This window comes from Latilactobacillus parafuchuensis, assembly GCF_055271665.1.
On the sequence record NZ_CM143875.1, the window covers coordinates 1503708 to 1522812 of the forward strand.

At 40.7% G+C, this 19105-nt stretch carries 17 protein-coding genes; 11 read left to right on the forward strand and 6 right to left on the reverse strand.

Annotation, left to right across the window (positions count from 1 at the left end; translation table 11 throughout):
• Nucleotides 1-11: 11 nt before the first annotated feature.
• From ACVPPQ_RS07380 to ACVPPQ_RS07390, 3 genes are all read left to right on the forward strand, one after another.
• Entirely contained in the window at nucleotides 12-1175 is a 1164-nt protein-coding gene (locus ACVPPQ_RS07380) for a hydroxymethylglutaryl-CoA synthase (RefSeq protein ID WP_463493705.1), read from the forward strand.
• A 975-nt stretch (nucleotides 1176-2150) separates the two neighbouring features.
• Nucleotides 2151-4421, forward strand: coding sequence for a GTPase (locus ACVPPQ_RS07385; RefSeq protein ID WP_463493706.1), 2271 nt, complete (start codon nucleotides 2151-2153; stop codon nucleotides 4419-4421).
• On the forward strand, nucleotides 4408-6093 hold the full coding sequence (locus ACVPPQ_RS07390; protein ID WP_463493708.1) for a LeoA/HP0731 family dynamin-like GTPase: 1686 nt from the start codon (nucleotides 4408-4410) through the stop codon (nucleotides 6091-6093). The genes ACVPPQ_RS07385 and ACVPPQ_RS07390 overlap by 14 nt, the downstream gene beginning before the upstream one ends.
• A 51-nt stretch (nucleotides 6094-6144) precedes the next feature.
• On the opposite strand, the gene ACVPPQ_RS07395 is transcribed toward ACVPPQ_RS07390, so the two are convergent.
• Nucleotides 6145-6621 (reverse strand): nucleoside 2-deoxyribosyltransferase, encoded by a 477-nt coding sequence (locus ACVPPQ_RS07395; protein ID WP_463493710.1) that lies wholly within the window; start codon nucleotides 6619-6621, stop codon nucleotides 6145-6147.
• Nucleotides 6622-6712: 91 nt separating this feature from the next.
• On the opposite strand from ACVPPQ_RS07395, the gene ACVPPQ_RS07400 reads away from it, so the two are divergent.
• A complete protein-coding gene (locus ACVPPQ_RS07400; protein ID WP_463493711.1) occupies nucleotides 6713-7213 on the forward strand; it encodes a DUF805 domain-containing protein in 501 nt (166 codons plus the stop codon).
• Between the two features lie 205 nt (nucleotides 7214-7418).
• Here the strand turns inward: ACVPPQ_RS07400 and rlmD are convergent, their stop codons facing one another.
• Nucleotides 7419-8801, reverse strand: coding sequence for a 23S rRNA (uracil(1939)-C(5))-methyltransferase RlmD (rlmD, locus tag ACVPPQ_RS07405; RefSeq protein WP_463493713.1), 1383 nt, complete (start codon nucleotides 8799-8801; stop codon nucleotides 7419-7421).
• 128 nt (nucleotides 8802-8929) lie between these two features.
• Between rlmD and ACVPPQ_RS07410 the strand changes: the two genes are divergently transcribed.
• The 4 genes from ACVPPQ_RS07410 (at nucleotide 8930) to ntdP (ending at nucleotide 11635) form a co-directional block, all read left to right on the forward strand.
• Nucleotides 8930-9109: a hypothetical protein gene (locus ACVPPQ_RS07410; protein WP_025083372.1), complete on the forward strand. Its 180-nt coding sequence runs from the start codon at nucleotides 8930-8932 to the stop codon at nucleotides 9107-9109.
• Nucleotides 9110-9118: 9 nt separating this feature from the next.
• Entirely contained in the window at nucleotides 9119-9922 is an 804-nt protein-coding gene (gene recX / locus ACVPPQ_RS07415) for a recombination regulator RecX (RefSeq protein WP_056950372.1), read from the forward strand.
• On the forward strand, nucleotides 9873-11012 hold the full coding sequence (gene mutY / locus ACVPPQ_RS07420) for an A/G-specific adenine glycosylase (RefSeq protein WP_463493715.1): 1140 nt from the start codon (nucleotides 9873-9875) through the stop codon (nucleotides 11010-11012). Before recX ends, mutY begins: the two co-directional genes overlap by 50 nt.
• A gap of 86 nt (nucleotides 11013-11098) precedes the next feature.
• Nucleotides 11099-11635 (forward strand): nucleoside tri-diphosphate phosphatase, encoded by a 537-nt coding sequence (ntdP, locus tag ACVPPQ_RS07425; protein ID WP_025083370.1) that lies wholly within the window; start codon nucleotides 11099-11101, stop codon nucleotides 11633-11635.
• Nucleotides 11636-11954: 319 nt separating this feature from the next.
• On the opposite strand, the gene ACVPPQ_RS07430 is transcribed toward ntdP, so the two are convergent.
• Together ACVPPQ_RS07430 and ACVPPQ_RS07435 are read right to left on the reverse strand one after the other, a co-directional pair.
• Nucleotides 11955-12428: a hypothetical protein gene (locus tag ACVPPQ_RS07430; protein ID WP_463493717.1), complete on the reverse strand. Its 474-nt coding sequence runs from the start codon at nucleotides 12426-12428 to the stop codon at nucleotides 11955-11957.
• Between the two features lie 26 nt (nucleotides 12429-12454).
• Entirely contained in the window at nucleotides 12455-12907 is a 453-nt protein-coding gene (locus ACVPPQ_RS07435; RefSeq protein WP_463493719.1) for a GNAT family N-acetyltransferase, read from the reverse strand.
• Nucleotides 12908-13035: 128 nt separating this feature from the next.
• On the opposite strand from ACVPPQ_RS07435, the gene ACVPPQ_RS07440 reads away from it, so the two are divergent.
• The 3 genes from ACVPPQ_RS07440 (at nucleotide 13036) to ACVPPQ_RS07450 (ending at nucleotide 17269) form a co-directional block, all read left to right on the forward strand.
• The gene (locus ACVPPQ_RS07440; RefSeq protein WP_463493721.1) at nucleotides 13036-14142 is read left to right on the forward strand and encodes an AI-2E family transporter; all 1107 of its coding nucleotides are present in this window, start codon (nucleotides 13036-13038) and stop codon (nucleotides 14140-14142) included.
• Between the two features lie 96 nt (nucleotides 14143-14238).
• Nucleotides 14239-15570 carry a hemolysin family protein gene (locus tag ACVPPQ_RS07445; protein WP_463493722.1) on the forward strand — a complete coding sequence of 444 codons (1332 nt, stop codon included), beginning with the start codon at nucleotides 14239-14241 and terminating at the stop codon, nucleotides 15568-15570.
• A 121-nt stretch (nucleotides 15571-15691) separates the two neighbouring features.
• A complete protein-coding gene (locus ACVPPQ_RS07450) occupies nucleotides 15692-17269 on the forward strand; it encodes a peptide chain release factor 3 (RefSeq protein ID WP_463493723.1) in 1578 nt (525 codons plus the stop codon).
• Between the two features lie 193 nt (nucleotides 17270-17462).
• Here the strand turns inward: ACVPPQ_RS07450 and ACVPPQ_RS07455 are convergent, their stop codons facing one another.
• Both ACVPPQ_RS07455 and ACVPPQ_RS07460 read right to left on the reverse strand, forming a co-directional pair.
• Nucleotides 17463-18545 (reverse strand): MucBP domain-containing protein, encoded by a 1083-nt coding sequence (locus tag ACVPPQ_RS07455; protein WP_463493724.1) that lies wholly within the window; start codon nucleotides 18543-18545, stop codon nucleotides 17463-17465.
• A gap of 169 nt (nucleotides 18546-18714) precedes the next feature.
• Nucleotides 18715-19014, reverse strand: coding sequence for a DUF1827 family protein (locus ACVPPQ_RS07460; RefSeq protein WP_463493725.1), 300 nt, complete (start codon nucleotides 19012-19014; stop codon nucleotides 18715-18717).
• Nucleotides 19015-19105: the final 91 nt, after the last annotated feature.

The following is a 19105-nucleotide window of genomic DNA, read 5'->3' on the forward strand; positions in this document are numbered from 1 at the left end:
GGAAGTTAATGATGCAAATCGGAATTGATAAAATGGGGTTATTTACTCCGAATACTTATTTAGACCTCGTCATGTTAGCGAATGCGCGCGGCGTTGATCCTGATAAATTTACGATTGGGATTGGTCAAGATCAGATGGCGATTGCACCGCTTAGTCAAGATTCGGTGACGATGGCGGTTAATGCCGCATTAGATTTACTCGACGGTGAGAATCGCGATAATATTTCATTATTAGTTTTAGGGACTGAATCAGGAATCGATCAATCGAAAGCCGGTGCCCTTTATATCCAACGTTTGCTGGGGCTCCAAAATGCCCGGGCTTTTGAAATTAAGGAAGCGTGTTATGGCGCAACGGCTGGTTTGATGACCGCGTACGATTATGTGAATGCTCATCCGGATCAAAAAGCGTTGGTGATTGGTTCCGATATCGCACGTTACGGGTTAGAAACACCTGGTGAAGTCACGCAAGGTGCCGGGGCGGTGGCGATGTTAGTCAGTGCGCAACCCCGATTAATGGTTTTAGAACCCCAAACAACCGTTCACAGTGCGGACGTTCAAGATTTCTGGCGGCCCAACTATTCTAAAGAGGCTTTTGCCCGCGGTAAGTATTCGACGGAACAATACATCGATTTCTTCCAAAAAACTTGGGCGGACTATCGCAATACAACCGACCGGACCATTGCTGATTTTAAAGCACTTTGTTTCCACTTGCCTTACACGAAGATGGGTTTAAAGGCGCTACGGGCGATTTTGCCAGAAGCGACTGAAGCACAGCAGGCTGAATTATTAGCACGCTATCAAGAAAGTACATTATATAGTCGCCAAATCGGTAATATCTATACTGGTTCGTTGTATTTAGGGTTAATGTCACTACTAGAACAATCCCAACAATTGCAAGCCGGTGATCGGATTGGCTTATTCAGTTATGGTTCAGGTGCAATCAGTGAATTCTTCACGGCCATTTTACAAACCAATTTTGAAGCGCAATTAGCCATCCAGAAACATGCTGATTTATTAGCAAAACGTCAACAATTGACGATGGCCGAATACGAAACCCAATTCCAAACGGAACTACCAGAAGACGGCAGCACCTTTGAAATCGACCTAACAGTCGACCCCTCACCAGTCGTCCTAAAGGGAATGAAGGAACATGAAAGAATATACGAAGTGCGCTAATAGAAGTGCTGACTGAGCTGGTCAGCTTCTGAGTATAGCCTAGATTAGTGAATTATGACCGGGATTTGGTCATAGTTTGCTAATCGTAGCTAGACGGAAGAAGCTAGCTCAGAAGCACGTTAAGAATAGAAGTGTTGACTCAAGTTGATTAGGCTTTGAGGATTAACCTAGAACTGGGTGTTATGAGTGGTTTTTACTCATAATGACCAGTTCGTAGTTAACCGGAAAAGGCTACTTGAGAAGCACGTTATAAAAGTCGTTAAAAAAATTAGTTTAACCATTTAATTAATAAATAAAAAACAGTCTCTAAATACTGTAATAGCGGTATTCAGAGGCTGATTTTTTAGAATAAAATTCTTTTTAAAATTTATGAGCGTTTAAGTTGTAACCGATTACATAAGGTGGTATATTAAGGGTGTAGAAAGATAGCTTGGTTGGTTAAAGTAAATCAAGTTAGCTTTAAAGTAATAGCAGTTGATTGATAACAATCAGCTGTCGTACCACAGATAGATATTTGGTAAATGGTCAAGAACAATCAATACGGAAAAGAGTTTGTAAGGGAGCGGGCCCAGTGCCAACTTAAGTGCAACACGCTAGAAGTATAAATCATCATCAAATATATCGGAGGCTGATGTCCGTCACAGTATATCACTCAGGTAATAAACGCAACGTTAATCGTAATCGCTGAAGCTGTATAGCAGGGTCATTAGACCAAATCAGATCGGATTATTCGATAACAGTAAGCTAGATGAACGATTAATTACAATTGAATAGCATAAATTGAGGTGTAAGTATTAAGAATTCGAAACAGCGACATCAGTGTCACACCAAGCTATTTTCTACAACGTAGGGGAATTCAAGTGAACGATAACTTGAATTCCTTTTTTGATGCCAAGTAGTTTACGATTGCTACTATCTTTAGCAATCAATTATGTTAGAATAATAAATATAATTAATGATTATGGGGATGTTTTAATGAATAATGTTGAGTGGACACCTGAAACAATCTATCCTAAGCTGTTGGAGAAGATTGCTCAATTGTTAATCACAATTGATACAGGTGAAGATAATCCGGAAATCGAACAATACACTGAAGAAGCGAAACTTAAATTACAGGGGATGCAAACTGAACTCACGGCTACGCTGAATTCGTTAAAACATAATGCCGAATGGGATACTTTCACAATTGCCTTTTATGGGGAAACGAACGCTGGTAAATCAACCTTAATTGAAGTCTTACGAATTTTATTGAATGAAAAAAGTAAGGTTAATGAACGACAAAAATTTCAAACGTTCTATCAACAATATACGACAGCCAACAAAGCCCTTGAACGACTACATATTGAAACTGAAACGCGCCAAACAACGTATAATCAAGAAATGGAAGCGCAACGACAACTCGTAGCAAAAACGACAATGGTCAAAGAACAAGTTGAAACTAAGTTAATTCAAAATCAATTACGAATCAGCCAACTAGATTATATAATTTTGGAAAAAGTGGTTTGGCAATTAAGTGGTTTCTTTAAAGCTACGTTTAAACGATTAGATGAACAACAAGAACGAGCGACATTACAAGCGACGATTGAACCAGCTGAACAGCAAATTGCTGAAACTACTGAAAAAATCACGCAGTATACGGCTGCGTTAGCGGATTTGAATGCTGAATTTGACCAACAACGACAAGCAATTGATATGCAAGTTGATATATTAGAACATGAGCAAGCCGAGACGGCAGCCGAATTAACCGCCGTTAAGGATGGTCGAATTGTGGGTGATGGTCGGTCGGATTACACCCGTAAGGTGAATGAATTCCGTTTTGAAATTGATGGGCACCAGTTTTCAATTCTTGATTTACCAGGGATTGAAGGCCAAGAAGGCGCCGTGCAAACTGAAATCAATAATGCAGTTGAAAAGGCGCACGCCGTTTTTTATTTAAGTAGTAAAGCAACCCCACCGCAAAAAGGTGATGGGGAAGAAAATGGGACGATTGAAAAAGTCTCACAACAATTAAAACAACAAACTGAAATATTCTTTATCTATAATAAACGGGTTAACAGTCCTCGTCAGTTGAAATCTGAATTAGTTGATGCAGGAGAAGAAGCGAGTTTAAATGAAGTTGATACAATTATGCAAGCTACACTTGGTGACCATTATGGCGAACATATGGCGTTGAGCGCTTATCCAGCCTTAGTTGCAGTCGGAAATGGCTGGGATGATCCACTGACGAAGGCCCAAACAAAATTTAATCAGGCATTTGCGACGCAAACCGAAATTTTGCAGCTAAGCCGGGTTGAACAATTTAAAGATTGGCTAACGACTGACTTATTACAGAATATGCAAGCTAAAATCAAGGCTTCAAATTATCATAAAATTGAAACTTCATTGGTCGAGACTAAAGCCAATATTGAAACGATCGTAACTAGTTTTGAAAAGTTAGAAAAGCAATTGGGACGAACGTATCGAGCAACGTCAGCTGAATTAGATGTTGCGGAGGAAACCTATTTACAAAACATAGAGAATATGTGTCATAAAGCACTGGATAATTTTGAACATGAGTTACTAAATGAAACTTATGTAGAAATTGATAAGGGTATAAAAGATAGAGAGTATGAGGCAGTATTTAAACGATTGCTTGATGAAAAAACAACCGCGTTAACTAAATCACTGAAAAAACAGATTGTTAAAACAAATGAAGCTTTTAAAACGGAAGTATCAGAAATTGTTAAGAAATATCAACGGTATATTGATGAGGTTTTACAAAACTATACTAAAACGGCTGCGTTTACTTTTGAATTCGATCCGACTTTTAAATTTAAAAATAATCGGCATACGTTTGGTGCAATGGCTTCGATACTTGGAGATGTTACAGGGGTTGCTATCGCCGCAATTAGTGCAACAAATCCAATCGGTTGGATTGTATTAGCTTTATCCGCACTGGGTACTGCATTATCATTGGGGAAAAAGGTTATCGGGGCTTTTAATCATGATTACCGCACTTCCGAACAAAAAAGAAATGTAAACGCCAATATCACTAAGGCGCGGGGCGCATTTACCGAGGAACTAAGTAAGCAAACCGATAAACTACAAGAACCAATTCATGAAAGTATTGTGAGTGTAAAGGAACAATTGAACACTGTCCAACAAGTAACTACGATGAATAATGTATTTAAACAAGTCATCAATGAGTTGGCGCTATTAGCTGGAGACGTTGAAAAAAAGGGGACTTTAAATAATGAAAACAATTGATACTTATAAGGCACAACAAGCGCAAGCCATAGCATTATTACAACGATTATCAGATTTCTTAACAGCAGGTGAAAAATTTGGAATCGTACCTGACCAGTCGGTCATTAATAAACTTCAAAACGGGATTGACAAAGCGGCCCATGATAAATTAAAAGTTGCGTTAGTTGGCGGTTTTTCAGAAGGGAAAACCTCAATTGCGGCGGCTTGGTCAGAAAAATATGAAAAATCGATGATGAAAATCAGTCAATCAGAATCAACCGATGATGTCTTGGTTTATGAATTAGAAGATATTGAATTAGTTGATACCCCGGGGTTGTTTGGGTTTAAAGAAACAGATGATAAGGAAAAATATAAAGATATCACTAAGAAATACGTCAGTGAAGCTAATCTTGTATTATATGTCATGAATCCGAATAATCCGATTAAGGAAAGTCATAAAGAGGATTTAGTTTGGCTATTTAAGGATTTAGATTTATTGTCTAGAACGGTATTTGTGGTCAGTCGGTTTGATGAAGAAGTTGATATTGAAGACCAAGCAGAATTTCAACAAGGTTTTGCAATTAAACGGGCCAATATTGTGCAGCGACTGCAAGATTTTGGAATTGTGAATGCTGATCAAGATTTATCGATTGTCGCTGTTTCAGCCAATCCATTTGGTGAAGGGATTCCATATTGGCTTGAAAATATGACGGAGTATAAAACGATTTCGCATATTGATGATTTACAACAAGCAACTGCGGATAAAATTCAGCAAGCGGGTGGAGCCAATGCAATCGTACTTGCTTCACAAGATAGCATCATTAAAGATGTTTTGATGAATGAAATTCCCAGGGCAGAAGAAAGAGTTATTAAAATTTCAGAAGAAATTGATAATCTTAAGAATGCTTGTGAAGATATTCAATCCCAATTAGACAAATCGGATCGAACAATTACTAACATTAAGACTGATTTAACCGACTATATCGTTGGTCTATTTACTGATTTAATCACTCAAGTTAGAGGGAGCGATCCTGACACGATTGAGGACTTTTTTGAGCGAAATATTGGTGAAGAAGGGGTTGTTTTAGAAACTAAGATTCAAAGTGAATTTGAACGTCAATTAGGCCGGATGGTTAGCCAAATCAACAAGGTCGAAATGAGTTTTGAAGATAGCTTTACGCATTATAATAGTATCATCGGCGGAATGGCCTTTGAAGGATTAAAAGTTGGCGGTGATTTTTTAAAGAATGGTAACTTTAAACTCAGTAGTGCCGGAGTGTTAGCAGCGAGAGATGTTATTATGCCGTCGATGAAATTTAAACCATGGGGTGCTATTAAATTCGCAGAAAAAGCTTCTGCAGGTTTAGCAGTGTTTGGTGCTGGATTGGGTATTGCAGTTGAACTTTGGGACAGCTATAGTGAAGCTCAGAAAAAAGCAGCATTCAAAAAAACTGTCGATAAGTTAGTTGGTGATTTCAACAAACAAAGACAAGGCTATTTAGAAATATTAGGAAGCTCACAAAATAGTGAAAAAAGTTTTGTTGATCAATTTTTCCCAGGCTATGTTGAGTTAGCCAAGCAAGTTGCTGATATGCATGAACAGGTGACTGAACGTGAGAGTTTCCAAAGAGATTTTGAAAATTGGAAGCACGATGGCGATATTATTGAAGCTGATTTTGAAGTCGTTGGATAAATAATAATAGCCATGATGTCAATAACAACGACGTCATGGCTATTTCTATGGTTAATCAGTATAGTGTTGGACTGCCGGGATTAAGTCATTGGTTGAATTGACAATCGAACCGTTACTCTTGATTAAGCCTACGGTGTAGAGGTTTAAATAGTGAAATTGGTTCTCGGCGATTTGTTGTAAGGCTGCAATTTTTTTGGTATTAGTCGCGCCTTGTTGACGGCTGTCGGTGTAGAGACCGATAATTGGAATCTGTTTTGCAAAAGCGACGCCGATTTCACTGGCCACGCCGACATCAATGGTTGGCCCATCAAGAATCGCAATCACTAAATCGCTGGCGGTTAGCTGTTCTGTATCCGCTTGAGCGATCATTTCCGCATTGGCGTAAGCGTTCTTATCATTAATTGCCGCATTTTCTTGTGGTAGATAAATTGATAAAGTCGGGTCGGCTTGACGTAACTGGGCGACAAGGCGAGCATTGTATTCAAAATCGGCTTGTGAGAATAAAGCATTCGCAAAATAAATTTTCATAAAATCATCCTCCATTTAACTGGTTTAATTGTACCAAAGATGGTCGGTAGTGCGGTACAATTAAGGTATTAATTTTTTTGGAGGGTTCTTGATGAAAGGTGCAACACAAAAAGTGACGTTAAAACAAGCACTACAGGATTATTTCAAAGGTTATTTTGATTTTGTGGGTCAAACGACACGGGGCGGTTATTGGTGGGTGATGCTGATTTTGTCAATTGTTTGGTTCATTCCCTTTTTATATCTATGTGTTCGTTTGTTAATGGCGTTGTTGGCTAAAAATAGTTTACCCCAAACTAATAGTTGGCAATTATTAGCTATTTTTATGGTACTAACAGTGCTTCTAATGATTCCCACGTTAGCGATGGGGATGCGGCGCTATCGAGATGCCGGGTTAAACGGGCGTGGAGTTGTTATTCTATGGCTATTGAATATGTTAGCCTCACGATTCAGCCAAGGCTTACAAGTGCGTTCATGGTCGTTAATTGCGGTTTTAATCGGTGTTTTCTTGTTGGTCGTTTCAATTTCAAAAACCGATACACTGGTGACGACGAGTGATAATCCCTTAGTCACTTTCTTTTTACGAAAAAAATAGCACAAAAATAACGACCCCATTTAGGTCGTTATTTTTTAACTTGATAGGCAATTGATAACGTGCTAACACCCATAGATTCCTGTGCTTAGCGACGTTTTGCAAACAAGTCCATAACCCGGCCTTATTCACAAAACTAGGCTAATGTTCAGAATCAAACCGTGGGCGTGAGCACTCAATTGATAACCGAGTTCTGTCACAGCTTGTTTTATTTTAACGTTAATGTGACGACCGCTTCAACCCGCGCCGTTTGGGGGAACATATCCAATGGTTGGATTTGTTCAACCTGGTACCGGGTTGTGAGTTGTTTTAAATCACGAGCTAAGGTTGATGGGTTACATGAAACGTAAACAAACTTAGCGGGGAGACTTAATAAAATCGCGTCGATTAATTGTTGATCCAAACCAGTACGAGGGGGATCAACAACCAAAGCAGTTGGTTGGAAACCATCGTCTAACCATTGTGGTAAGAGTTCTTCAGCAGCGCCAACGAAATATTGGGTGTTTTCAATCTGATTAATAGCTGCATTGTGTTTTGCGGCTTCGATTGAATCCGGAATCGTATCCATCCCACGAACTTCGGCGACTTGGTTAGCCAAACTTAAACCGATTGTACCGACACCACAATAAGCATCGACTAAGCGATCATTGCTGTTTAAATCGAGTGCGTCTTCGACCATTTCGTACATCTTGGCCGTTTGTTTGGGATTTAATTGGAAGAAAGCCCGCGCCGTTAATTCGAAATGAATACCGTTTAAGGTTTCAGTGATGGTTTCTTGGCCAGCCAGATGAATTGTTTCATCACCCCAAACCATGACGGTTTTACCTTTGTTAACGTTTTGCATGATCGAAACGACTTCGGGTAATTGTTCTTGAATCGCGGTGATTAAGGCTTGTTTTTTAGGGAGTTTTTGCGAATTGGTAATCAACGTTAATTGGGCTTGACCGGTTTCGAAGGATTCACGAACAACGATTGTTTTCAAAATACCAGCGTTGTGTTGTTCATCATAAACGGGAATCCCGAGTGCTTCGACTAATTTAAGCACGGTGCGGATAATGTGCATCGTTAGGTCGGTTTGCGTTGCAAATTCAGGCAAGTCGATTAAAGTGTGGCTACTTGGTGCGTAGAGACCAGCTGCCAGCTGACCATCGATTTCACGCACTTGGAATTGGGCTTTATTACGATAATGCCAAGGATTGGCCATCCCGACCGTTTCAGTAATGTGGTATTGGGCGTAACCGTTGGGCTTGAATTTTTCGAGGGCTTGGACGACCACGTCTTTTTTGAAGGCTAATTGGCCAGGGTAGTTGAGATGTTCCAGTTCAATACCACCGACTTGACCGTAAGTTGCGTCTTTGGGTTCAACGCGGTTGGGCGCCATTTTACGAATTTTATGCACCTTAGCATCGATGAAACGGGGGGCCACATTAGTGACTTCGGCTACGACAACTTCTTCAGGTAGGGCACCGGGGATGAAAACAATCTTGCGTTTGTAATAACCGATCCCTTCACCGTTAATCCCGATTCGTTTAATCGTTAATGGAAAACGTTGACCGGCTGCGACTTCATTGTTGGTTGTTGGTTGTGGCATTTAATTAGCTCCTATGATTTGAATTGAATGACTTCTATTATAACAGCTTTAAACGCGTAGGCGGCATTTTTTGTCGGATTTTCGCATTTATGCTATGCTACAATCAGTAAATTAAAAGGAGTATATCAATGAATTTTTTAGAACGAAATCAATTTTTAATCGCGATGGTCGTGGTTTTAGCTATCGGGGTCTATGCTTTTCAAGAAAAAGATTTAATGATGATTATTTTGACGTTAATCTTGGCAGTCGTCGTGATTGGCTTCAAGATTTATTTAAACGTCAAAGCAACTCGCCAAAACAAGAAATAGGAGTGGCCTATGCCTAAAATCACTAAAATTTCGTCACAAAAACAAAAAGGGCGCTACAACATTTTTATCGATGAGGCCTTTGCATTTGGCGTCACTGAAAGTGTCCTGATTAAATATCGCTTGGCTAAGGGACTCGAAATGGATGCCACCTTACAACGCGATATTCAAAAAGACGACGATGACGCCAAAGCTTACCAATTGGCGCTGAATTATTTAAGTCGGCAATTACGGACTGAAAAAGAATTGCGGCAATATTTACAGGAACACGAAATTACGCCGGATGGCATTGAACATAGTCTGGCTAAATTACGGGAACTGCATTACATCGATGACCAAGATTATGCCGATAGTTATGTGCGCACCGTTATGCACACGGGCGATAAAGGGCCGAAAGTCATTCGCCAAAAGCTGATTCAAAAAGGGGTCAAGGGGCCACAAATCGATCAAGCTTTAACCCTTTATACCACTGATGATCGGGCCGAAGTCGGTTTAGCAGCCGCTCAGAAGCTGGCTAAGAAGTACCGCCATTCCTCCTTTTTTGAACAGCAACAAAAGATTAAACAGGGCTTAATGCAAAAAGGCTTTTCTGGGGATGATTTAAGTCTGATTATCGAGGCTTTAGCGTTAGAAGCGGATCCGGATGACGAAGAGGACGCATTAAAGACGCTTGGACTCAAAAAATGGCGTCGGTACCGATTACTCGAACCACAAGAACGACGGATGAAGATGCAACAAGCGCTTTATCGGAAGGGATTCAATATTGATGCCATCAACCGATTCATTGACGAACAAGCCTTATCAGATGACGACTAGCGAGATTCAAGCGTTTCAAACGACTTTTATGGCGTGGTATGACGTTCACCGTCGGGAGTTACCTTGGCGGTTAAACCAAGAACCGTACCGGGTCTGGTTGTCGGAAATTATGTTACAACAAACCCAGGTCCAAACGGTGATTCCGTATTACGAACGCTTTTTAACAACTTTCCCTACTGTGGTCGATTTAGCGGCTGCGCCAGAAGAGTTACTTTTGAAAACGTGGGAGGGGCTCGGCTATTATTCGCGGGCTCGTAATTTACAAAAAGCAGCACGCCAGATTGTCGATGATTACGCGGGAAAATGGCCGCAAACGTCAGCTGAGTTAGAAAAATTAGCGGGGATTGGCCCCTATACCGCCGGTGCGATTGCCAGTATTTGTTTTGGTGAAGTCGTGCCAGCAATTGATGGCAATGCGTTTCGGGTCTTCAGTCGGCTATTAAAGATTGACGCCGACATCGCTAATCCGAAAAATCGTTCGATTTTTTATGACGCCATTTTACCGTTAATTCCGCAGGACCGGCCGGGCGATTTTAACCAAGCGGTCATGGATTTTGGCTCACAAGTTTGCACCGCTAAGAATCCGACGGTTGGTGAGACCGATTTGGCGCCCTTTTTTAGAAGTTATCAAGATGGGACGTTACTCGATTATCCGGTAAAGACTAAAAAGCAACGGCCTAAACCGGTCGCGTTAATGGCGGTGATTATTCAGTCACCGCAAGGCGTTTTGTTGCAGAAGCGACCGAGTACGGGGTTACTGGCGAATTTAACCACCTATCCATTAGTCGTGCCGGCTGATATTTTACCGGAAGATGAAGTCCTGACGCCAGAAGAAATCTTGACCTATATTGAACGCTACTTTCAGGAGACTTATGCAATCACGTTGCAACAATTACGGCCCACTAATCTGAAACCAGTTGTCCACACCTTTACCCACCTAAAGTGGACGATTGAATTATTACAAGCAGAATTAGTGGCTGATGTTGATTTGGCCTTTTTCCCAGGGCAATGGTATTCAGAGGACGCTTTACAGACGGTTGCGTTACCGACCGTTCAAAAGAAATTAATGGCGCGCTTTAAGACCAATTAACGGTAGAAAGTTTTAGGTATATTAAGCAGACTTTGCTATAATGATAGGTGATTATGAATCATAACCTTGGAAAGCTGGGTTGCGCGATGAATGTTCCTAAAGAAGGCGACTATATAGCGATTCAAAGTTATAAACACGATGGGAGTTTACACCGGACATGGCGGGATACGATGGTTTTAAAAACCAGCGAGAACGCGGTGATTGGTTGTAACGATCATACCTTAGTTACAGAATCAGACGGCAGAAAGTGGGTTACTCGAGAGCCGGCACTTATTTATTTCCACAAAAAGTATTGGTTTAACGTTGTGGCTATGATTCGCGAAGGCGGCGTTTCGTATTACTGCAATTTGGCATCACCGAATGTCTTAGATCAAGAAGCTTTGAAATACATTGATTATGATCTAGATGTGAAGGTTTTCCCAAATGGTGAGAAACGCTTGTTGGATGTTGATGAATACGAAGCGCACAGCGCCAAGTGGCATTACTCTGCCGAGACTGATCGGATATTGAAAGCCAATGTCAAAATTTTGGTTGATTGGATTAACACTGGTAAGGGGCCTTTTTCAAAGGAATATATTGATATTTGGTATAACCGTTATCAGGAGTTATCGCACCACCGTTAGAACCCTATTTAGTCTTATCCAAACAAAAATAACCCCCGCTTTTGCGGAGGTTATTTTTGTGGGGAAGAGATGAGCGTGCTAACCCAAGTAGCCTTTTCCGGTTAACTACAAAATCAGCGTTATGATTCAAAGTACAAATCATAACGCTGATTTTTAGGTTAATCCTCAAAGCCTGACCAACTTGAGTTAGACACTTCGATTATAACGTGCTTCTGAGCTAGCTTCTTCCGTCTAGCTACAACTAACAAATCATGACTTATAAACCGTCATAATCTGTTAGTTTAAGCTATACTCAGAAGCTGACCAGCTCAGTTAGCACTCAGTCGTTTTCTACCGATGTGTCTTGTTGGATTGTTAAGTCGTTGAAGCCGATGCCGACGCCGATGGTGACTGAGATGAATAGGGCGGCGACACTCCACCCTAGGAATGACCCGGAGATGAAGGGTAACGGTAGGAAATGGCGAATTAAGTAAGTTCCGACACAAAAGAGTACGAAGTCGATCATGAAAGTCCCGATTTTTTTGAAGGTTGAATCACCAATCAAGAAAAGCGCGGTTAATTTTTTAAGCATTAAACTGGGCGTTAACTCGTTGATGATGGTTAAAGGTCGTTCGACAGGCATTTTAACAAAATATAATAGAATACTAGCCACAATGCCACCAAAAATGGTGCGATCCCAAGTATTACTATGAATCACTAAGCTATCATATGCGATAGCGGCGATCATAATTGTTAATAGGTAGGGAATCATAAAGAAAAATAGATTAACCAAGAGTGATTTCTGTTTCGACATATTAATAACCTCGCTTTAGACGTTTATTATAAGCTATTTAGGTCGTTTTTAAAAGACTTGACCATTTCTTGGTGTTCAATGCCAGCCTCGATAAAGGTTGGCGTGTCAGTCGCATGAAAGCCTAATTTCTGATAGAACGGTAAGGCGGTTAGTTGCGCGTTTAAAATGAGCGCTTGTTTACCGGATTTCTCGGCATAGTCAGCGGCGACCTGCATTAACAATTGACCATAACCACGATGCCGGGCGGTTTTGATGACGGCCACGCGTTGAACGTGGTAGGCGTGATCTTCGTCAATCAAGCGTAAGGTGGCGACTGGTTGCCCTTGATCGTAGCCGACGAAATAGCGGGCTTGATTTTCAAAGGCATCAATTTCGAGTTCAGCGGGGACTTGTTGTTCCACCACAAAAACGGCCTGGCGGATGGTTAGCGCGTCTTGGTAGGTAGGGCTCGATAAATTAGTTGTTTGTTTGATGTCCATAAAAATTAACCCCCTGTTGTTAATCATGTTAGTTTGAATTGAAATTTGGTACAATGAAAATAATGTTGGCAACATCATAGCATAAAATGTTGTGTATTTCGAGCGCGCCAACTGTGGAGGAGAATGTTATGTTTGATCGTTTACGTCATTCCAAATTAATGTTTTGGTCAATTGAACTATTAGTCGTTGCCGTTTTGATTTTTGTCTGTACTAAAATTAGTTTCCTATTCGATCCAATCGGGACCTTTATCTCAACTTTATTTGGTCCGATTATTGGTGCGGGTTTATTGTTCTACCTGTTTAATCCGTTGATCAAATTGTTAGGAAAATTAAAGGTATCGCGCAATTGGGCGATTGCCATTATCTTTATCGTCTTTTTTGGCGGAATCATCTTTATCGTGGCCACGGTTATTCCAAATCTCGTGAAGCAAGTGGCGCAAGTGGTCACCAATCTCCCGGATTTTGTGAAACGACTACAGGAATTAGCCGATGAACTTGCCAAAAATCCGCATCTTAAAAACATTGATATCAATAAATATATTAGTCAGCTAGATTTGAAACCGTCTAAAATTGCTGAAAATATTATGAAGAGCTTTACGAGCAGTTTTGGCAGTATGATTGGGGCTGTTACTAGTGTCACGGTCGGTGTTTTCACCGTACCGATCATGCTCTTTTATATGTTAAAAGATGGGCACCACTTAGTCCCAACGATTCAAAAAATGTTGCCTGAACGCTACAATCAACAAGTCGCTGACTTATTACGTAAGATGGGGGCGACGATTTCAGCTTATATCGGTGGACAGGCCCTTGAATGTTTATTTGTCGGCGTCTTCACGTTTATCGGTTACCTAATAATTGGGATGCCGTATGCGTATTTGCTTGGTTTTATTGCGGGTGTTTCGAATATCATTCCTTATTTAGGACCCTATATCGGGATTGCGCCAGCGTTGATTATCGGGTTATCAATCTCGATTCCAAAGACGATTATGGTAATTGTGGTGGTGGTGATTGTTCAACAAATTGACGGGAATTTAATTTATCCGAACGTCATTGGTCGCTCACTGGACATTCATCCGTTAACGATTATTATTTTATTATTAGTTGCGGGTAATATTTACGGCATCTTGGGCATGATTTTAGCCATTCCGTTTTATGCGGTGACTAAGACAGTGGTTGTTTATCTATATGATATTAATCAATTACGAAATAAAGTAAAAGATGCTAGCAAACTGTAGCCGGTATTGAATTTCTAAAATTGACTATGCTATACTGCATACTAGGTCCTTTGTGACTTGTATAAATTTGTAAAATGAAAGGTAGTGGATGTGCCGATGAATCCTGACCCTGGAAGTTCGATTTGGGGACAGTTACTGTTGATCCTGATTTTAACGTTAATCAATGCTTTCTTTGCGGCAGCGGAGATTGCGGTTGTTTCACTAAGTCGCACCAAGCTAGAGAATCAAGCCGAAAACGGCGATAAGAAGGCGAAGGTATTATTGGATGTGTTAAACCACTCCAACAATTTCTTAGCGACCATTCAAGTTGCGATTACATTTGCTGGTTTCTTATCATCAGCGAGTGCTGCTACGACGATTGCTGGTAAATTAGCACCGTTATTGGGGGATGCTGCTTGGACGCATGAAGCAGCGGTCGTCATTGTGACGATTATCTTATCCTATTTCTCACTTGTATTTGGCGAACTCTATCCAAAACAAGTCGCCTTACACCGGGCGGAAGCAATTGCCAAAATGGCCGTGCAACCCATTCGATTGGTGGGGGTTTTATTACGACCGTTTGTCTGGTTATTATCGATGTCAACCAATCTGTTGATGAAATTAACACCGATTGATTTTTCCGAGACCAAACCGCAATTTACCCGTGAAGAAATGGTTCACATGATTGAATCGAGTAAGAGTGCTGGTGTATTAGAATCAGACGAATATGAGATGCTAGAAGGGATTATTAGCTTGAATAAGAAGATGGCCCGTGAAGTCATGGTGCCTAGAACCGATGCGTTTATGGTCGACATTCAAGATGATGATAATCAAAATATTGATGCCATTTTAGCGCAACCATTTTCAAGAATTCCCGTTTATCGTGAAGATAAGGATCAAGTGATTGGGATTGTGCACATCAAGAACCTATTAAAAGAAGCGCGGCAAACCGGTTTCCAAAGTATGCAAATCGAAACGGTGATGCAGGCGCCATTATTCGTACCCGAAACAATTACGATTGATGATTTATTATTTGAAATGAAAAAAACGCAACAACAAATGGCCATTTTGTTCGACGAATATGGTGGTGTGGTCGGGTTAGCGACGATTGAAGATTTACTTGAAGAGATTGTCGGCGAAATTGATGATGAATCCGATCAAGCCGAAAAACTTTATCAAAAAATTGATGAACACCATTATTCAGTGATGGGTCGGATGCCAATTGATGATTTCAATGATGCTTTTGGTACTGATATTCAAGTCGCCGATGTTGATACGATTGCTGGTTTTGTGATCACTGAAATTGGTGCCATTCCAGTCAGTGGTCATCCTGAATCAGTTGATTTACCGAACGGACTGACTTTAACGACCGGAACGGTAGCGGGTTCACGATTAATTGATTTGAAATTAAGGATACCCGAACAGACTGAATCGGAAACGCTGGTTTAGTTGTTGCAATAATTAAAAAGATTGAAGCCAACCAGGTTATTGAATCCAATAGGGATACGTGCCTGGTTGTTTTAGGCCTAAGTGGCTGACTTATTTTTGGCACAAAAGAAAGGACTCAGTAATGACACCAACAGAATTAACAACAGCGGTGCAACGTCGCCGTACTTTCGCAATTATTTCACATCCCGATGCCGGGAAAACAACGATTACCGAACAATTACTTTTATTCGGGGGCGTGATTCGTCAAGCCGGGACAGTTAAAGGTAAAAAGAGTGGTCAGTTCGCTAAATCCGATTGGATGGAAATTGAAAAGCAACGTGGTATTTCGGTCACGAGTTCTGTCATGCAATTCGATTATGCCGGTAAACGGATTAATATTTTGGATACTCCTGGGCATGAAGATTTCTCCGAAGATACTTATCGGACGTTGATGGCTGTCGATGCGGCTGTCATGGTCATTGATTCCGCTAAAGGGATTGAACCCCAGACTAAGAAGTTATTTAAGGTCTGCAAAATGCGTGGGATTCCAATCTTTACGTTCATGAATAAATTGGATCGAGATGGTCGCGAACCCCTCGATTTAATCGCTGAACTGGAAGAATTATTGGATATCGAAGGTTGTGCGATGAACTGGCCAATCGGGATGGGTAAAGATTTACGTGGTCTTTACGATATTACTAAGAAGCGGATCGAACTTTATCGGCCTACAGATGTTGAAGAACCCTATTTAGCATTAGATGAAGCTGGCCGTATTGCGGGGGACAACCCGTTAAAAGAAGATTCAGTGTACACTCAAGCACTTGATGACATCGAATTAATCGGTGAAGCGGGGAATGCTTATGATCCCGCTAAGATTGCGACTGGGGACCAAACACCAATCTTCTTCGGTTCAGCGTTGACTAATTTTGGGGTCAAGACTTTCTTAGAATCATTTGTCGATATGGCGCCTCAACCAGAAGTACATCTGACCCAAGAAGCGACTGAAATCACGCCGACTGCACCTGATTTTTCAGGTTTCATCTTTAAGATTCAGGCTAATATGAACCCGGCTCATCGGGATCGAATTGCGTTTGTCCGAATTTGTTCCGGCGAGTTTCAACGGGGCATCGACGTTACGCTAACACGGACTGGTAAAAAGATGCGGTTAAATAATTCAACCGAATTTATGGCTGATACGCGTGAACAGGTCACGAGTGCCGTGGCTGGTGATATTGTTGGGTTGTATGATACGGGGAACTTCCAAATTGGGGATACCATTTACGCGGGTAAAGAGGCAATCTCATTTGAAAAATTACCACAATTCACACCAGAACTCTTTATGCGCGTCACGGCTAAAAACGTTATGAAACAGAAGTCATTCCATAAAGGAATTCAACAACTGGTTCAAGAAGGCGCCATTCAGTTATATAAAACCTATACGACCAGTGACTATATTTTAGGCGCAGTCGGTCAATTACAATTCGAAGTCTTCCAATACCGGATGCAGCACGAATATAATTCAGAAGTCATCATGGAACCAATCGGCTCAAGAACGGCTCGTTGGATTAATCCAGATCAATTAGATGAAAAGATGTCGTCATCGCGTAATTTATTGGTCAAAGATATCAACGACGCACCATTGTTCTTATTCGAAAATAAATTTGCAGAACGCTGGTTTGCAGACAAGTACCCAGAAGTAGAATTAACAGCAAAACTATAGAAGTGCTATCTCAAGCGGTTAAACCTTGAGCATAACCTAAGAAGGGCAATTATGGTGAACCGACCATGATTGCCCTTCTGTAGTTAGGCGGAAAGGTTTGCTTGAGAAGCACGTGAAGGTAGAAGCATGATCTAAAAAAGAAGGCCACCATCCTATTCAATCAGGATGGTGGCCTTCTTTTGATAAGCTTAGTTTAAGCATCATCAACTGTGACTAATGATGCGAGAATCCAATAATGATTGCTGAGTTCATACCAACGGCTGTGGTTATCTAAAATGACGACCTGAATCAGATTAACAGCTTGTTGTTCTTGAACCTGACACCGAACTGGGGCAATATAAGGGGCTTGCCATAAAGTGACAGCCGCACCTAAGATATGGCCTTGCAGCGTAACGTCTTCAGACGTAATCGTTTGATAATCGAGATTAAACTGCGGTGGCACTCGGTAAGTTTGTTTGAGATAGGGATTGGTGGCTAATAATTCGTATTCAGTCGGTAAAATCCAATACCCGCCTAAGTTATACCAACAGATACCGGCCGTCGTTGTAGCAGTTCCGAAGAGTCGCCAGATTGAATGCTTGGGTAACTGAGTGGTGAGCTGGGTTTCTTGACTGGGCTTTTTGTAAACCGGTGTACTAGCTAATAATTGAATGTAACGCACATCATCGGTGTTAGCATATTTCAAATTTAAGGGATCGTATTCAAAGACAACAGTCTGGGTTTTTTCTTGAAAATGACCCGTTTGGTTAGCGGAAACGTGTTGCACGAAATTGACGCCCCCGTCAAACGGTTTGGCTTGATAGGATTCATTTAAGGCACCACGCAATAGTTGCGGTTTAACTAAGGGGCCACCATCAAGATTACGATGAATGACAAAAACCGGTGCTGCCATTTTAGGTAAATAAGTTAACCAGATGGTTGTCGGTGATTGATCGAAATTTTGTTGTAAATTATGAATATTGGCTAGATAATAACCCGTAAATTTTAACCAGGGAAGATGAATTGCAGTGTGCTCATTTCCTGTTAAATTAATCGGAGAGCAGAGAGGTTGATTGTGTTCGTTTAAATAATGGATCGTTGCATGACAAATTTTAGGTTGAGGCGCAACTGCAATCTGGGTTGTCGGTTGCTCAGGAACGTCAAAAAGCTCATTGTTAACGGGTTGGTCAACGGATGAGAAATGGGGTTCTGGCTGAGTGGCTTGAACTGACTGTTGATGAACGACTGATTTCGGTCGTTTTTTAAATAACGATTGAAGCAAACTGATTAAATTCATAAGAACTCCTTGTAAAACGTTATTCATTATTAACAGTCTATCATAATTTAAGGTAATAATACGGGATAAACGGTAGGAATTAATGAAAAATATAGTGGGTTAATCAATTTAGAAAAAGCAACAAAAAAACAGTTCATTGAAAATTGACTTCAAGTGAACTGTTTTTAAATTAAGCAGAGGTTAACAACGCACTAGGAATTGTGATTTCAACCAATTGGCCATCATTTAGGATTGCTAAGTCGTCATTATTGATATGTTTTGGGACTAACTTATCAAGAACGAAATCTATTTCACTTTGTTGAACATTCCGAACTTTATTTTCCATGAGGATTTCGGCTGATTTCGATGAACGGGTATAAAGAATGGTTGTTTTACCGAGAGAGTAAACTTTAACGTAGTCTGCAGCGGTCGTTGCTAGTTGTTGGCTAACAAGTCGCTGATATGAATTTGTAATATTAACTAAACGCATGTAAATCACTCCTTAATCATTTTATCCTATCATCATTATAATTGAAAGCGCTCTATTTAACACGTGTTTACACTTAATTTATCTTTTTTTT

Coding starts and splice junctions, on each gene's coding strand:
- ACVPPQ_RS07450 (WP_463493723.1), top strand. CDS start 15,692: ATGACACCAACAGAATTAACAACAGCGGTGCAACGTCGCCGTACTTTC.
- ACVPPQ_RS07435 (WP_463493719.1), bottom strand. CDS start 12,907: ATGGACATCAAACAAACAACTAATTTATCGAGCCCTACCTACCAAGAC.
- ACVPPQ_RS07390 (WP_463493708.1), top strand. CDS start 4,408: ATGAAAACAATTGATACTTATAAGGCACAACAAGCGCAAGCCATAGCA.
- ACVPPQ_RS07395 (WP_463493710.1), bottom strand. CDS start 6,621: ATGAAAATTTATTTTGCGAATGCTTTATTCTCACAAGCCGATTTTGAA.
- ACVPPQ_RS07410 (WP_025083372.1), top strand. CDS start 8,930: ATGAATTTTTTAGAACGAAATCAATTTTTAATCGCGATGGTCGTGGTT.
- ACVPPQ_RS07460 (WP_463493725.1), bottom strand. CDS start 19,014: ATGCGTTTAGTTAATATTACAAATTCATATCAGCGACTTGTTAGCCAA.
- ACVPPQ_RS07380 (WP_463493705.1), top strand. CDS start 12: ATGCAAATCGGAATTGATAAAATGGGGTTATTTACTCCGAATACTTAT.
- mutY (WP_463493715.1), top strand. CDS start 9,873: ATGCCATCAACCGATTCATTGACGAACAAGCCTTATCAGATGACGACT.
- rlmD (WP_463493713.1), bottom strand. CDS start 8,801: ATGCCACAACCAACAACCAACAATGAAGTCGCAGCCGGTCAACGTTTT.
- ACVPPQ_RS07455 (WP_463493724.1), bottom strand. CDS start 18,545: ATGAATTTAATCAGTTTGCTTCAATCGTTATTTAAAAAACGACCGAAA.
- recX (WP_056950372.1), top strand. CDS start 9,119: ATGCCTAAAATCACTAAAATTTCGTCACAAAAACAAAAAGGGCGCTAC.
- ntdP (WP_025083370.1), top strand. CDS start 11,099: ATGAATGTTCCTAAAGAAGGCGACTATATAGCGATTCAAAGTTATAAA.
- ACVPPQ_RS07400 (WP_463493711.1), top strand. CDS start 6,713: ATGAAAGGTGCAACACAAAAAGTGACGTTAAAACAAGCACTACAGGAT.
- ACVPPQ_RS07430 (WP_463493717.1), bottom strand. CDS start 12,428: ATGTCGAAACAGAAATCACTCTTGGTTAATCTATTTTTCTTTATGATT.
- ACVPPQ_RS07440 (WP_463493721.1), top strand. CDS start 13,036: ATGTTTGATCGTTTACGTCATTCCAAATTAATGTTTTGGTCAATTGAA.
- ACVPPQ_RS07385 (WP_463493706.1), top strand. CDS start 2,151: ATGAATAATGTTGAGTGGACACCTGAAACAATCTATCCTAAGCTGTTG.
- ACVPPQ_RS07445 (WP_463493722.1), top strand. CDS start 14,239: ATGAATCCTGACCCTGGAAGTTCGATTTGGGGACAGTTACTGTTGATC.